The sequence below is a fragment of the Thalassobacterium sedimentorum genome (assembly GCF_031127905.1).
Lineage (GTDB): Bacteria > Verrucomicrobiota > Verrucomicrobiia > Opitutales > Coraliomargaritaceae > Thalassobacterium > Thalassobacterium sedimentorum.
Window position 1 is genome coordinate 1 of the sequence record NZ_JARXIC010000023.1, and the last position, 15863, is coordinate 15863.

Consider the following 15863-nt stretch of genomic DNA (forward strand, 5'->3'; position numbering starts at 1 on the left):
GATGCAGCTGACTCCGAGTGGGTGCTCTCCTGTGGCGATGAGAGCATCACTTTCGTGAGTTTTGAATCCGGTTTTGATTCGAATAAATCATTTCACCCGGGCCCTCCGCGCCAGCGCAATTTTGTGGCCACACTAGGGGTCTTGAATATAGCCAAGGCTGGCCTGAATCATTTGGAGCTGACTCCTCGCAAGTTGCTGGGCCAAGGATTCAGCGTGAAGCGCATTACACTAACACCGTATCGATGATAAATCATGTATAAAATTCTCTTTAGCATTCTAATCGCATTCGTCGCCTGGCTAAATATCGCAGCAGGGCAGGCGAAGCCTAATATCGTCTTAATAATGGTGGATGATCTAGGCTTCTCGGACATCGGTGCGTATGGGGGTGAAGTAAATACTCCCAATCTTGATAAACTGGCGGAGCAAGGCATACGCTTTCGACGGTTCTATAATGATGCCAAGTGCGGTGCCAGCCGCGTCAGCTTACTGATGGGAGCTTCGAATTACAAAGCCTCACAAAATAATTATAGTAACCCGACTTTAGGCCATGTTTTAGGCGCAGCAGGCTACCATACTTACGCTTCGGGAAAGCACCATTCCACGATCAGTCTATTTGATCGTGGATTCGACCACTACTACGGTCTACGGGACGGCATGAGTAACCATTTCAACCCAGGCCTCCAGCGTGAGGGAGAACCCGAGCCCGCGAGTAAAGGGCGTGATCGTTTTTGGTGTGATGATGACTTAACTTTTAATACTAGAGATCCGAACTATCAGCATTACTTCCCCAAAGGCTTTTATACCACCGATGCTTTCACCAGTAAGGCGCTCGAGTATCTGGATGAATGGGAAAAAGAAAAAAGCGGTCGGCCATTTTTTCTCTATCTTCCATACAGTGCCCCGCACGATCCCTTGCTCGCATGGCCTGAGGATATCGCTAAATACGACGGTGTTTACGATGCTGGCTACGGTGCAATTCGTAAGGCCCGCTATGAAAAACAACAAGAGATCGGGCTTCTTGATCCGAAGACGTCACCGCTTTCACCAGCCACGCATGATGACTGGGATCAATTGAGTGAGTCCGAGAAAGCGCAACAGATCGCTGTCATGCAGACCTATGCCGCAATGATCGATCGCGTGGATCAAAAAGTGGGTGAAGTGATTGAAAAGCTAAAGTCAGCGGGTGTTTATGAAAATACGCTGATAATGTTTTGCTCAGACAACGGATGCGAAAAAGTAGGCTCGCGACAAATGGTGGATAATATTGGAGGCGTCGGCACCTACGTTTCACCGGGCAGTGACTGGGCCAATGTTTCTAATACCCCCTATCGTCTGTTTAAATTAAGTGCCTACAATGGAGGTTCCCGCACCCCGATGATCGTGCACTGGCCGAAGGGGATCAAAAATCCCGGTCGATTTACCGATAAGTTTTCTCATTTGTCCGATGTTATGCCGACACTGATCGAACTGGCCGGCGCGAGCTATCCGGAAACCTTTGAAGGTAAATCCGAACGTAAACTCTACGGAGATAGCTTTGTCGATGTATTGCAGGATCAAGCCTTAATGAAGCGTGACCCTATTTTTATGCAGCGCGGTTCGCATCGTTATATTATCGATGAAGGCTACAAACTCGTCACAGACGATGCCAAGCATTGGAGCCTCTATAAACTTTCAGAAGAAGAGACCGAAATCACAGACCTAAGCGCAGTAGAACCTGAAAAATATCAAGTGCTTCTTTCCAAATATATCGCATGGGAACAAAGCTTAAGAAACTAAAGCTCTATCAAGTAACATTAAGAATCATCTATGTGATAAGGAACATGTGTCCTCTAAACACAGCACTCAAGCCAATCAAAAATTAATTTTTAGAAAAAACCCCTAACAAAATGACCTCAAACTCCTCCAAATACCCTAAAATAAAGCTGCATCAAAGAGTGGCTGCCTTTACATTGATTGAACTACTCACCGTGATTGCAATCGTCGGCATTCTGGCCGCAATTATCATCCCCTCAGTGGGCAAGGTTCGAGAAGCTTCGCAAGCAACCAAATGCGTAACTCAGTTACGACAACTAGCCTTAGGAGCGAGAGCTTATGCCTCGGATCATCACGGTAATTTCGTGAGCCTGTATTCTGGCGGGGGCGATAATCCCACACTCACCTGGGTGGATCAAATCGCACCTTATGTGGGTGGGGAGGGGCAAGACCGTATCTACGAGATGGTGAATTGCCCATCGGCCGATTATATTATGGAATTTAATGGGATCCGAAAATCGACCTATTCATATGGCTGGAATCCAGCTTTGATTCCAGATGCCAGAGATTTGGATGGGGATGGTATTAGTAATTCACCAATTAAATCAATAGCGATACAGCGCCCCAATGAAACGATGTTAATCGCGGATACGATTCAGAAAGAGTCACGTAAAGGTTGGGGGAACGATTATTTTGTATCAGTTGGTAGTAAGGTATATAGCCCTTCCAGCGCCGACGATTATGTTCCCGATAGCTCTTTCACCGGGTTCAGTGATCGTCACAATGGGCGTGGCAATATCGCTTTTGTGGACGGACACGTTGAGGCCTTTGCGATTGGCGAGATTAAGCAAAAGCACGTTTACGTAGAATAGCTGCTAGCCAGTTTCATCCGCTTGCAGTTCTTGTGCGCGGGCCGCGCTTTCAAAATTTCAAGACCAACAAGACAGCTCAGTCCGTATTGTATTTACCCCTAAGAAATAAAATGAACCTCCGAATTATATATCTAGCCTTTATCAGTTTTGCTGTATCGCTTTCAGCTGATACGCTCACGTCATTGCAGCCAGGTGAGCAAGCTCCCAGCACCTTTGAGGAGCTGTGGCAAAATTTTGACCCGCGAAAAGATCCATTGGACATCGAGATACTTGCCGAATGGGAAGAGGAGGGCGCCGTAATCAAAGTCGTGCGCTATTGCGCCGGCACCTTTAAAGGCCAGAAGGCGATGGTCGCCGCGATCTTTGGCTATCCTATCGGTGGGACTAATTTGCCTGCGCTCGTGAATGTGCATGGTGGTGGCCAGTATGCCGATGCCAGAGCAAGTATCTCGAATGCTAAGCGCGGTTATGCCACGATCTCGGTCTCTTGGGCCGGACGTTTGTCGTCTTCTCAGTATAAAGTAAATCCCGGCACGGTGAAACTTTTCTGGGATAATCAAACAGACGATCCCGATTATAAACTCACTACAGACTGGGGTGCCGTCGATGGCTACCATGCTCCCTGTCGTCATCCCGATAGTGCGTCCTCGAAAGTTGCCCCGCATGAGCTCACTTTAGACGCGATTGATTCCCCCAGAAATAGCCTGTGGTTTCTGGCTACCGTCGCTGCGCGACGCGCCATCACATTTCTGGAAGAACAACCCAATGTCGATCCGAACCGGATCGGGATCTACGGACACTCCATGGGAGGGAAGATCACTGTTCTGACTGCAGCAGCCGATGATCGCCTGAAGGTCGCAGTACCAACCTGTGGAGGAATCAGTGATTATCAGAACAGTAGCGAAATTTATAACGCCACGCTAGGCGACCGCGTGAATCTCAGCCACATCACCTGTCCGATCTTTTTCATCAGTCCATCCAATGATTTTCACGGTGAAATGTATGACCTGCCAGGAGCAGTATCTTTAATTAAAAGCGAAGATTACGGCATCAGCTCCGGGCCTCAGCATAATCACCAGGATAGCGGGCAATATATTATTTCGGGCTTTAGGTTTATTGATCACTACCTCCAAGGGACCACTAAACCGCCTGCAATGCCGCAAACTGTTCTTAACTTAAATACTACGGATGGAATTCCAGAATTCAGTGTCAAAGTGGATGACTCTCAGCGGATTGCTTCTATAGATATTTACTATACGCAGCAAGGCGGCCCCTCGCGCTCGAAGGATAAAGACTTAAATCCTAGGTTTAAGTTTTGGCACCATGCGACCGCCAAAAATCATGGTAGTTTTTGGAGTGGCAAGCTACCAATCTATTCCACTAAAATGCCTCTCTGGGTCTATGCCAATGTGACCTACAAACTGGATGCCCCAGAGTCTGCGACCAATTACTATTACAGCTCCTTCACCGTGGATACGATGAATATCTCATCATTGGTTGAAATGGTCAGTGCTGAAGACTTACAAGAGGCAAAGGTCAAAGCCACCCTGAAAGAAAGCACGGTGATCGAAGACTTTACGGGTGACTGGAAGCAGGAGTGGTTTACCTACGATCCCACGAAATGGGCACTCAAAACCAACAAGTTGTATCATCCAATGTGGCAGGCACCTGAAAGTAATTCAGGCCGAGTTAAACTGGCTCTGAAGGTCCAATCAGCTGAGCCAAATACACTGGTTATTCGAATCGATTCACATGCCACATCCGTCGAACTGGCTGGTCACAATCAACTCGAAACTTTTGCCTTTCTACCTAGTGATTTCAAGAACGCGTCCGGAGTCCCCTTGGAAAACTGGAACGAGCTCCAGCAGTTGGAATTAGCTCCCGCGATCTCAATTTCGTCGAAGTTCAATGATAATGGGATCACCAAAACGGATCGTCTGAGGTTAGGTTCTCAAAACTGGAAAGGTGGCACGCCTGTGTTTAAAGAGTTAAGCTGGGTAGCGGGAAATTAAACCAAATAGCCAGGCAAGCGTCACACTCAGCAAAGACATGCCTCGGTGAATACATACTGAAGCCGTCGATCTTCGCAGCGCCAAGTAATCTCTGGCCCCCGATCTAGTGCACCTCTAGACACGAAGGGCGGCTGTCAATTTCGCAGGATGTGCTCGTCGAACTGGGAGGACGGCTGAGCCGCATCGCTGCTAGGCAGCTCTTTTCGAATCCTCCCCCCGTAACGACACAAAAAACCGACACAAAAAAACCTTCACTTACGTGAAGGTTTTATTTGGTCGGGGCGGAGGGATTCGAACCCCCGACCCTCTGCTCCCAAAGCAGATGCGCTAGCCAGGCTGCGCTACGCCCCGATACCAAATGAAGTGGCGAAGTGCATCATATTTTCCTCGGCTGTCAACACACATTTTCAATGAAATAAAGTTCGCGCTTTTTTTGAGCTTCAGCACTCTAATACTGCGTATTATGTCGCTATTTGGGTCGAGGACGGAACTTCTCTCAACAGTCTGTTGGACTGTGTTTTCGATATGGTTCTCCTCAACACTCCCCGCCCAAACTCTCCAAGAACAAGTAGATGCTGCCGTGGCCGCCTTCAGTGAGGGTGATTACGCTGAAGCTTACTGGGCTTTTGAGGCCATTGAACTGGATTTTGGGCAAGAACCTGAGTTTTTAAATACCAATTTCCAAAGCACAGTTTTACCAGTTCGCGCTTATGCGGCACTCATAGCCGACCGGCCAAGCGAAGCTCTGGTATATTTTAATGAATTGCTGCGTGAGCACAATCCACGTAGTGGCGTCCGAGCCTTTGCCATTTACAACTATGCCATCGCCCTCTCCCAAACTGACGCATTGGCCGCAGCAGCTGCAGCATTTCGTAGTTTTCAAGAAAATTTCCCAAGCTCTAAGGAGGCTGCGCTAGCACAGCTGCAAGAAGCTGACCTCCTCTATGAAATTGGTAATATTGTCCAGGCTAACCAACTATTAGACGCGTTTTTCCTCTCTGAGGCACCTGCAACGCTCAGGATGCAGGCCAGGCTGCGCGCTCTGCAAATAGCAAGCCAGTCCAAAGATTCCACGCGTACACGCAGCCTGCTATTTGAAACTGATTGGAACGTCGCGGCCATGCCGGATATAGCCGTGCTCAGCTTTGCTGCACTGGACGCTGGTGACATATTGCTGGCAGATGGACTCCCTCTCGAAGCAATTCGTGCCTACCGGCTCACACTACCACGCGATGTACTGATCGAAAAGCAGAGCCAGCGTCTCGCCAGCACTCGTCAAGCACTCCATCAACAGGCAACCTTCGCTTCAAGTATTTGGAAAAATCACGCGACCCAACTCATTGCGCGATTGGAACGACAACTGGAGCGCCTAAAAAACATGGACGATTACAGTCCGGGACTCTACCTGCGTTCGGGACAAGCCTACCTGCTAGCGGGTCGCTTCCGCGAGGCAGCCATCCTCTTCCGCAGCATCGCACTGGACGACACCTATACTAACGAAATTCGAGCTGAAGCGCACTACCGATGGATCCTGACACTCAACGAAGCTGAAAAATGGAGCAAAGCGCGCAGCACTGCCGAGAAATTTCTAAGTCTACACCCTAAACATCCTCTAGCCAATAACGCACTTTTCCTAATCGCTCGCGCCTACCAGGGTGAAGGCAAATTCTACGATGCTATCGATGTACTCGACAGCTTGATAACGCATTTTCCGCAAGATAAACAAGCCCCACGCTGGTATTTCACCCGAGGCTATAACTACAGTGCACTAGAGCAGCAAGTCACAGCACGTGAAAATTTCGAAAGCGCACTCGCCAATTATCCCAAAAGCGAACTAGCCACTCAGTTAGCGCTGTGGGCTGCACTCACTTACTTCTTTGAGCGTGACTATGACGCTAGCCTACAACGATTAGTCGAACTGCAACAAAATAGCCAACAGCATCCATTGTATCCGGAAATAAATTATCGGATCGCCAATCTTTATTATGCACAGCGCGACTACGAAAACGCACTCGCTACGATCGAATTCGTGATTACAAACTTCCCCGAACATGCCCGCTACGGTGAGGCACTGGCCCTCAAAGGCGACATCTACATGGGGTTGGGAGAACTGGTCACCGCAGCAGCAGCCTTCAGGCAAGTACCACCCGACGAGCCACGCATCTACGACTATGCCGTCTTTCAAGCCTCGAAGATCTATAGAGCACTCGAACGCTACGACCTAATGCGCACCCATTTGCAAGCCTACGTAGATCGCCCCGATGCCAACGAACGCCCACGCATAAGCGAAGCGCTCTACTGGATGGGCTGGTCATTACAACAAGAAGAACGCGCGGCAGAAGCATACCCTTTATACCAAACTGCGCTCGAACGTTTCGGGAACGACCCTAAAGCCCGCGCAGTAAACTCGATCCTCTCGGCCTATGCCGACCTATTTAAGCGCACTCAGGGCAAAGCAGAGGTCAGTTTCGAAACTTGGTTACAAGAAACCAGCGAGCAAAGCTTAGAGGACCACCAGCTAACATGGTTCGCCCGACTGAAACAGTTCAGTGCCCAACGTCAACGGCGCATGATCGACGACGCAACTGCTGATGCCACCCTACTGTCCATCCATCGCTTGGTTCCCATACCACAACAGGATCCTGATACATTGGCACAAGTGGGTATCGTGCTTGCCGATCGCGGATACGACTCTGCGGACGATTACTTTGAGCAAATCCTGAACGAATACCCAAAGCGTTTCGAACGCGCTGCAGCCTTTTACGGCAAGGCCCAATTAGCCTCTAAACAGCAACGCCTCGACGAAGCACGCCGTTGGCTCATTCGCTTTTTGGAAGAAACACCCACGCATCCACTGGCAGCAGAGGCACGACTCCTGGCTGCTGAAGTCCTCACTCGTCAGGGCGCTTACAGCGCCGCACGTGCGGCGCTCAATGAAATTTTACAGATCAAAGAAATGAGGGGGCGCCCGCACGCACGTGCGCTTGCTGGCCTGGCGCGTATCGAAATAGAAGAAGACAATCCTAGACGCGCGATTCCATACTGGCAGCGCATTTACACCCTCTACCGTGCCTACCCCGAGCTGATGATTGTCGCCTATTGGGAGAGCGCTCAACTCTTCGAAGCGATCGATGATCCAATCGCTGCACGCAACACTGTTGCCGAGCTGCTACGCGATGATCGATTAAGAGCCTTCCCTCAATATGCTCAGGCCGAAGAGAAACTGCCACAGCTGGAAGAAGCCGCACAAGCACGCAGCGCCATGGTCGAGCAGGCCGCTGTAGTGGAAAAGGGGGTAGAGTTTTGAGTCTTGGGATAAAAGCATGGCTTTTCCACAGGGGCTTCACTGGTGGAGACCGCCTATTCTATATAGCCAACACGACATGGTCTTCACAAGTGCAGCTCCTACTCTGGGCGGTCACCAGCGTACTGATTACGCACACAAATTTGGCACTTTCCACTGACGAGCATCGCGCCATCAAATCTGAACTGTCCGAGCCAATCATCCTGCAGCTGAAAAATGGCAACCGAATATCAGGTCACGCAATTGAGACATCCGAAGATCAAATTCAAATAGCAACCGCTGAGGGGGCGGGCGAAATCATCTACACCTTTCAAGGGGAGGACATCCAGACCATCGCAATCCCTGGTGAAAGCTACAAATCCCTCGCGACCGAATGGATACACACTGGTCGCCACGAAGATGCGCTGAGTTTAATGTCTATGCTCTATGCACAGCGCAGCCCACTCCTCCCATTTCTGCCTGCAAGCGAATCTCATTTTTTTACCTATTATGTGGACCTAGTCTTAGATTCCCCCAAACCAGCCCGCGCCATTGCGATCATTCAAACACTACGACCACAAATCGAAAATCCAGATGCACTCAGGGCACTCGAGGATTCCACACTGGAAAGTTATCAAACCTTGGAATTATACGACGAAGCCATACCTCTGGCCGAAAATTGGGTTGCCAGTCGCAAGCCTTTTAGCGAATCCGCCCTAGGTTACTATGTGTTAGGTGCTGCACGACTACGTTCTGAAGCTTACGAAGAAGCGCTCGATTTAGCACTACGCCCAATCGTGTTTGCCTCCCCCATCCCCACAGACAAGTTAACTGAGTGCTACGCTGTCGCCATCGCAGCGGCTCTGGGATTGCGCGAGCGCGTCTACGCCGCCACCCTCTACCAAGAAATGCAAGCACGCGGTTTTGTTTGGCCAGCCGATGACCGCAGCTTGCAGCCCACTCTAAAAGAGATCACCGAATACATTAAAGACCATGAAGACACTCCAGAATCGCCTTAAAAAATCTTCACCCGTAGCGGGGTTGGCTCTGCCGCCCCGCCCCTCCGTAGGCTCAAGACACAGCAAATCAAGCCAGCTACGCACATGGCTCGTGTTAATGCTACTCCCCACCTTACTACACGCGCAAGAAGCTACCGAAGTTGTGGATAACGCTGAAGACAACCTAAATCTTTGGACACTCATTCAACAAGGTGGCTGGGCAATGTATCCCTTGGGCGCCTGTTCGCTGGCCATGTTTTTCCTAATTTTCTACTCATGGAAGGAAACCAGCCGTAAGAAATTCTTTACCGTCGAACAAGTGCAGACCGCCTCCGCAGCCACCGCGAGCAAAGATTACACCCAGGGGCAAAACGCGCTAGCTGAGCCAAACACCTTACTCGGACGCGCGCTGGCCCCCGCCTTACCCAAGCTAGCCAGTAACCGCGAAAAAGCGGAAAATATTTTCATCGAGAATTTGGAAGCAGAAGAAAACACAGTCAGCCAATGGGTCACCTATCTAAATGTGGTCGCATCCGTAGCTCCCATGATTGGACTGCTTGGCACAGTCAGCGGTATGATCAGTGCCTTTCAGACTATTGGTCGCGGCGGCATGGGCCGCCCAGAACTACTCGCAGGCAACATCGGAGAGGCCCTAATCACCACTGCCACCGGACTGGTGATCGGCATTCCAGCGATGATCGCCTACTTCGTGCTCAAGAACCGACTCAATACTGCCATGATCGCGACTGCTCAAGCAGGTACGGAAGTGTTGGAGACCCACGAGAGCTAAGCCGCCATGGGTCTAAGCTGTCGCCCAATCCAAATATTTCTTACACACATGATCGGGATGAATCACAATCCATTCTGGAATTTCGTAAGGATGATTGGCCTTAATGAAGGCTTCTATTGCCTCCGAGTTACGCAAAGAGAACTTCACCATCAGCCGAATCTCTGAATGATCCTGAAGCTCTCCCTGCCACTTATAAACGGAGCGAACATTCGGGTCGATCTTAACACATGCAGCGAGCCCTCGCTCGACTAGTTCAATCGCGATACGATCCGCGACGTCTTGATTGTCACAAGTAGTTAACCCGATGCATAATTGATCACTCATGTATTAACGATGATCCCATGGTAGGGTAACGTCAACCAGTTCATGATCCCAAACTTCGAAAGGATCAAAAATTTTACCAGGGTTAAGTATTCCTAATGGGTCGAGGGCCTGTTTAACCGACCGCATCACGGCGATTTCCGGTGCCGTATGCTGCATCGCCATGAAGGGCGACTTCGCGAGACCGATGCCATGCTCGCCGGTGATGACACCGCCGAGGTCGACGACCTTTTGCATCAGCTTTTCAATCCCAGCCTGAGCTTTCTCCGCATCACTCTGACTGGCTCGATTATACATAATATGGACGTGCAAATTCCCATCGCCAGCATGACCGAAGGTGGGCGTAGCCAATCCAATCTCCTTTTTGAGTGCCAACGTATAACGAATGAGCTCTGCCTGCTTTTCAATGGGCACCACTACATCCTCATTCAGCTTGGTATCTGCAATGGAAAACATGGACTGAGAACAAGTGCGACGCACTTGCCAGAGCTTTTCAGCCTGCAACTCGCTACGCGCTTCTCGATATGCCGCAGCAACCTCAAGCATGTATTCTAGCAAGCGCTTACGTTGCTCCCGCACTTCCACTGAACAGCCATCTAATTCAATTAGCAGAATGGAACTACGCGGTTGTCCTTCGAATATCTTCTTACCGGTATAGCGCTCCGCACATCCAACCGATTGACGGTCGAGAAATTCAAGAATGGATGGGTTCACACCAGCCTGAAAAAGTCCCACCACAGCCTTGAGAGCCGCAGCCTCGCTCTTAAATGCAAACATACCTGTCCAGCGCTTTTCAGGCTTGGGAATCAATTTCAAATTAGCAGCAGTGATCACGCCCAGCGTGCCTTCGGAGCCGATCAACAAATCCCGTAAATTCAGCCCTGAGACATATTTTTTCAGCGGTAGCCCAAATTGAAATGGACTGCCATCAGCAAGAACCCCCTCGAGTCCAAGCACATAGTCACGTGTCACCCCATATTTAACACAGCGCATGCCGCCTGCGTTACACGCGATATTACCACCTAGCGTGGAATACTTTTTAGAGGATGGATCTGGAGGAAAAAACAAGCCAAGCGCCTCAACCTGAGCCTGCAAATCAGCGGTCACGACTCCCGCACCGACAGTCGCAATCCGTGCCACCGGATTAATCTCAATGCGATTCAAAGCAGATAAATCGAGCACCCAACCACCATGGATCGGCACAGCCGATCCCGTAGCCGAGGTACCCGCCCCCCGACAGGTCAGTGGCACACCATATTTATTTGCAAGCTTCAGCACCACGGCAACCTCGTCAGCGGCCTGCACTTGAATCACTGCATGCGGTAAAACTGATAGACGAAGATTGTCCAGAGATGCATTGAAACGTGAATTGTCATCCTCAGCGACCCGATCTCCCAGGCGCTTACGCAAGGCCTTCATAGCCTTGGCTACGTTAATGGATTTAGGCTTGGCGCCTTTTTTGGATTTCTTAGTTTTCATGGGTAAACTGACACAGCTGAGTGACCACGGTTAGACGCGATTTCGCCCGACTCGAACTAGGAGCGAACAGCTAACTTGCGTATATTTAACTCAACGGTAAAACAAGCCCCAGTACCACCGGCACGATTGAACGCGTAGATGCGCCCCTGATGCGAATCTACAATCTTCTTACAAATCGAAAGGCCTAATCCAGTGCTGGTCTCATTCCCGGTAGGCTGAACCGATGTCTTACCAAAATCTGTGAAAAGCTTGTACATTTCCCCATCAGGAATGCCTGGCCCCTCATCTTCGACTGTCATCTTTAATAAGTCACCATGGCACTTGAGCAGCACAACTACAGAGGTATTCGCAGGAGAATACTTCACCGCATTACTCAGCACATTATCAACCAAACGACGGAACTGCATCTTATCAAGCATCAGCAATTCGGGAATTTCCCCTTCATCTTCAAGCACCAAGTTGATCGATTTCTTACTCGCGGTGAATTGATAAATATTCAGCGAAGAGGAAACGATCTCAAAAATACTACATGGTTCACGATCAGTGCGCTCTTCCCCACTCTCGATCACTGACAGATCCAATAACTCGTCGACCAGATGTAACATCGAATCAGAGGTCGACTGAATGGTATTGGCAATTTCACGCTGCGCCGGCGTCAACGGCCCCGCTTCTTCCAAAAACTCAGACAGGCCACGAATCGAAGCGATTGGATTACGTAAATCATGCGAGGCAATCCCGATGATTCGATTTTTCGCGAGATTGGCCTTCTTCAAACCATCGATGAATTCACGCTGATACTTCATCAAAACGCGCATTTTTAAATGATTTCGAATACGTGCCAACGCCTCATGCCGATTGATCGGCTTGGTAATATAATCACTACCTCCAGCATCCAAGCCTTCCACGATTGAGCCAGTGTCCGAACGCCCGGTCACAAATATAATCGGCACCTCATCCATCCCCTCGCTACTTTTGATTTTGCGACAGGTGATAAAACCATCAATGCCCCCCATCACCACATCCAACAATATCAGATCCGGACTATGTGCCTGAATTTGCTCAAGTGCCGCCTCACCGGAACCTGCTTCGTCGACGACAAATCCACTACGCTCGAGCACTCGACGAAGAAGTTTGCGGATAATCTCATCGTCATCGACGACAAGGATCCTAGATTGATCGATATTAATAGAAACTGGTTGATTCACAGTAGAATTTTAAAAAATTATTGAACGGCCAATCTCATTTAAAGCGCCCTCCTGAACTAAAGTCAATCAACTGGTCTATTTGCACCAGATTCGTACGCTGGCATTTTTCGTTGCACTGTTGACCAGAGACGGCATCTTTGCCCGGCTATGCTTCAAGCTGGTATTGTAGGTCTCCCCAATGTGGGCAAAAGTACACTGTTCAACGCTCTTACGCGCACGCGCAAGGCGGAGTCGGCAAACTATCCGTTTTGCACGATCGATCCCAATGTGGGCGTCGTGCAAGTGCCGGATGCACGCTTGGAGCCACTGCGTGAGCTTTCCAAGACAAATAAGGTCATCCCTGCCGCCATCGAGTTTGTCGACATCGCTGGCTTAGTCGAAGGAGCCAGTAAAGGCGAAGGCCTCGGCAACAAATTCCTCGCGAATATTCGCGAAGTCGATGCCATCGTACATGTGGTGCGCTGCTTCGATGATGACGACATTATCCATAATATGGGCTCTATCGATCCCATTCGCGATATCGAAGTCATTAATACCGAGCTAATTCTCTCCGACATCACTTCTTTAGAAAACCAAAAAGAAAAACTGGTAAAAAAAGCCCGTAGTGGCGACAAGGAAGCAGGGGAAAACCTGGGGCTGATCGAGCGTTTATTGCCACACCTCAATGAAACCAAACCGGCGATCACCTTAAGCATGTCCGACGACGAACTCATCGTGCTCAAACGTCTGTGCCTGCTCTCTGCCAAGCGCGTGCTTTACGCATGTAATGTAGCTGAGGGCGATCTGGCCGATACTTCTGGCAACCAATACGTCGCTCAAGTAGAAAAATTTGCCCGCGAACACCACGGAGCCGGCACTTGTATCATCTCAGCAGCGGTGGAAGCCGAGCTCATCGACTTCGACGGCGAAGAAGCAGCGGAATATCTAGAATCTCTGGGCGTCAAAGATTCAGGCGTTTCCCTACTCATACGAGCGACTTACGATCTTCTAGGCTTAGCCTCCTACTTCACGGCTGGCGTGCAAGAAGTGCGCGCATGGACTTTTAATAAGGGCATGAAGGCCCCAGAGTGCGCGGGAGTCATCCACAGCGACTTTGAACATGGATTCATTAAGGCAGAAGTGGTTGCTTACGAAGATCTCATAGCAGCAGGCAGTGTAGCCAGAGCGCGCGACGCAGGCAAATACCGGCTCGAAGGTAAAGAATACGAGTTCAAAGATGGCGATGTCGCACTTTTCCGCTTCAATAACTAATAGCAACTATTAGTTGAAAAAATAAAGACTCTGAATCGGTTGACCTATCCTCACAGTCAAGCCTCCTCACACCATGCAATTGATCACGACCCGTATTTTCACCGCCACCGCACTAGTAATAGCCCTCTCTGGATGCGGGCGCGATGAACCTACCAGCTATCTAATACCCAAGGAAGAACGCAGTGTGGCCATGCCTGGCGCAACCCCAGCTCCTGCCAGCCAGGCGCCCTCCGCCAGCGCTGGCAACATGCAAGTGCTCCCGGGTATGCAACAAGCTGCCGACGCAGCAGGCGAAATCAGCTATACGGTCCCCGAGGGTTGGGAGGAACTCGCCCCCAGTGGCATTCGCAAGGCTAACCTCAAAGTCACCGATGCCAACGGCAGCGCCGAACTAACCGTGCTAGTCTTTCCAGGTGATGTCGGTGGACGCCTCGCAAACATCAATCGCTGGCGCGGACAAATCGGGCTCCCAGCCGCCGGCCCCGACGAACTACCTGATTTCACGGAAGGCTACACAATTTCTCAGCACCGTGGACTCTATGTGCGCATGCAAGGCGAGACACAGAGCATCCTCGGTGGATTACTCCCCTTTCATGGCTACACTTGGTTTTTTAAGTTCCTAGGCGATAATGACACTGTCATGGCAAATGAAGCCCAGATGAAGACCTTCCTCGATTCCGTGCAATTACAAGACACGCACCACTAATCAATGAAGCCGCTCTTCAAATTCTTCAGCTCGCTCAAACTGACAGTTGTCCTGCTTACTTTTTCGATGATGCTGATCTTTTTCGGCACACTCGATCAAGTCCAATACGGCATTTGGCATACTCAAAAGCTCTACTTCGAAAGTTTCATCGCTGTCTGGGCCTATCCGGAACAGGCTCCTGCTTATAACCAACTATTCTGGCTACGCATTCCTATGCCCGGCGGCTATCTAATTGGGGGGCTACTTTTCATCAATTTATTGGCGGCTCATTTCACTCGTTTTAAAATGACGTGGAAGAAAAGTGGCATTTTCCTAGTTCACTTCGGGCTAGTACTGCTACTCGTAAGCGAACTGATGACCGACCTCTTATCAAAAGAAAGTCAAATGCCGGTGGACGAAGGAGGGCGCAGCAATTACTCACAAAGCCACCGCGCCAACGAACTGGTATTGATCGATCGCAGCCATCCCGATTACGACAGCGTACACGCGATCCCCGCCACACAACTCAAGGCAGGGAAAGAAATCGAGGTACCCAATACACCACTAAGCATCCGTGTCGTTAAATACTACCCGAATGCCGAGATCGGACGCGCGAACAATAATGCGACGGCCCCACAATCTCCAGCCGACCGAGGCGCGGCAGTTAAAATGGGCATTTTTGTGACCCCCCAGCCTGTCAGCTATGCCGATGATGCGATCAATACAGCGACCGCTTACGTCGAAGTCCTCAGCCCTGAAGGTTCACTGGGAACTTGGCTAGTGTCCAATGTAATCGACGAGCGCTTCCCACCACAAACGGTCCAGGCAGGCGATCAGTCTTGGGAGATCGCCCTGCGCTTCCAACGACAATACTATCCATTCGAAGTCGAGCTCATTGACTTCTCACATGACAAGTATCCAGGAACCGAAATCCCTTACAACTACTCCAGCGAGGTCATGGTACACCACCAAGATAGCACCAAAAACCAAAAGGCTCTGATCTACATGAATCATCCACTGCGCTACGAAGGACTGACCTTCTATCAAGCCTCTTTCGCCAATCAAGACCGTACATCGATCTTTCAAGTTGTGCGTAACCCTGGCTGGCTACTCCCCTACGTTAGTGTCTTACTTATGGGCCTCGGCATGTGCGTTCAATTCGGAATGCACTTTTTCAAGTTTCTCGGCAAACGCAGACAAGTCTGACTCGAACCA

General features: G+C 50.0%; 13 protein-coding genes and 1 tRNA gene. 10 read left to right on the forward strand and 4 right to left on the reverse strand.

Annotated features, from left to right (window positions below; genetic code table 11):
* From QEH59_RS13080 to QEH59_RS13095, 4 genes are all read left to right on the forward strand, one after another.
* Positions 1–246 (forward strand): hypothetical protein (locus QEH59_RS13080; RefSeq protein WP_308985826.1); only part of this gene is annotated, 246 nt, incomplete at its 5' end.
* Between the two features lie 6 nt (positions 247–252).
* Positions 253–1776: an arylsulfatase gene (locus tag QEH59_RS13085; RefSeq protein ID WP_308985827.1), complete on the forward strand. Its 1524-nt coding sequence runs from the start codon at positions 253–255 to the stop codon at positions 1774–1776.
* 110 nt (positions 1777–1886) lie between these two features.
* A complete protein-coding gene (locus tag QEH59_RS13090) occupies positions 1887–2624 on the forward strand; it encodes a prepilin-type N-terminal cleavage/methylation domain-containing protein (RefSeq protein WP_308985828.1) in 738 nt (245 codons plus the stop codon).
* Between the two features lie 110 nt (positions 2625–2734).
* A complete protein-coding gene (locus tag QEH59_RS13095; protein ID WP_308985829.1) occupies positions 2735–4636 on the forward strand; it encodes an acetylxylan esterase in 1902 nt (633 codons plus the stop codon).
* A 273-nt stretch (positions 4637–4909) separates the two neighbouring features.
* Here the strand turns inward: QEH59_RS13095 and QEH59_RS13100 are convergent.
* Positions 4910–4987 (reverse strand) — tRNA-Pro (locus tag QEH59_RS13100).
* 163 nt (positions 4988–5150) lie between these two features.
* Here QEH59_RS13100 and QEH59_RS13105 point away from each other — a divergent pair.
* The 3 genes from QEH59_RS13105 (at position 5151) to QEH59_RS13115 (ending at position 9707) form a co-directional block, all read left to right on the forward strand.
* On the forward strand, positions 5151–7943 hold the full coding sequence (locus QEH59_RS13105; protein ID WP_308985830.1) for a tetratricopeptide repeat protein: 2793 nt from the start codon (positions 5151–5153) through the stop codon (positions 7941–7943).
* Positions 7944–8032: 89 nt separating this feature from the next.
* On the forward strand, positions 8033–8938 hold the full coding sequence (locus QEH59_RS13110; RefSeq protein WP_308985831.1) for a hypothetical protein: 906 nt from the start codon (positions 8033–8035) through the stop codon (positions 8936–8938).
* A gap of 97 nt (positions 8939–9035) precedes the next feature.
* Positions 9036–9707, forward strand: coding sequence for a MotA/TolQ/ExbB proton channel family protein (locus QEH59_RS13115; protein WP_308985832.1), 672 nt, complete (start codon positions 9036–9038; stop codon positions 9705–9707).
* 12 nt (positions 9708–9719) lie between these two features.
* On the opposite strand, the gene cutA is transcribed toward QEH59_RS13115, so the two are convergent.
* Genes cutA through QEH59_RS13130 form a run of 3 tightly spaced genes read right to left on the reverse strand, consistent with a single transcriptional unit; the run spans position 9720 to position 12712 of the window.
* Positions 9720–10031, reverse strand: coding sequence for a divalent-cation tolerance protein CutA (gene cutA, locus QEH59_RS13120; RefSeq protein WP_308985833.1), 312 nt, complete (start codon positions 10029–10031; stop codon positions 9720–9722).
* A 3-nt stretch (positions 10032–10034) separates the two neighbouring features.
* Positions 10035–11507: an FAD-binding oxidoreductase gene (locus tag QEH59_RS13125; protein ID WP_308985834.1), complete on the reverse strand. Its 1473-nt coding sequence runs from the start codon at positions 11505–11507 to the stop codon at positions 10035–10037.
* A gap of 56 nt (positions 11508–11563) precedes the next feature.
* Positions 11564–12712 (reverse strand): hybrid sensor histidine kinase/response regulator, encoded by a 1149-nt coding sequence (locus tag QEH59_RS13130; RefSeq protein WP_308985835.1) that lies wholly within the window; start codon positions 12710–12712, stop codon positions 11564–11566.
* Positions 12713–12859: 147 nt separating this feature from the next.
* Here QEH59_RS13130 and ychF point away from each other — a divergent pair, with 147 nt between their 5' ends.
* From ychF to QEH59_RS13145, 3 genes are all read left to right on the forward strand, one after another.
* Positions 12860–13963 carry a redox-regulated ATPase YchF gene (gene ychF / locus QEH59_RS13135; protein WP_308985836.1) on the forward strand — a complete coding sequence of 368 codons (1104 nt, stop codon included), beginning with the start codon at positions 12860–12862 and terminating at the stop codon, positions 13961–13963.
* Positions 13964–14036: 73 nt separating this feature from the next.
* Positions 14037–14669, forward strand: a complete 633-nt coding sequence (locus QEH59_RS13140) for a hypothetical protein (protein ID WP_308985837.1) — start codon at positions 14037–14039, stop codon at positions 14667–14669.
* Between the two features lie 3 nt (positions 14670–14672).
* Entirely contained in the window at positions 14673–15854 is a 1182-nt protein-coding gene (locus tag QEH59_RS13145) for a cytochrome c biogenesis ResB family protein (protein ID WP_308985838.1), read from the forward strand.
* Positions 15855–15863: the final 9 nt, after the last annotated feature.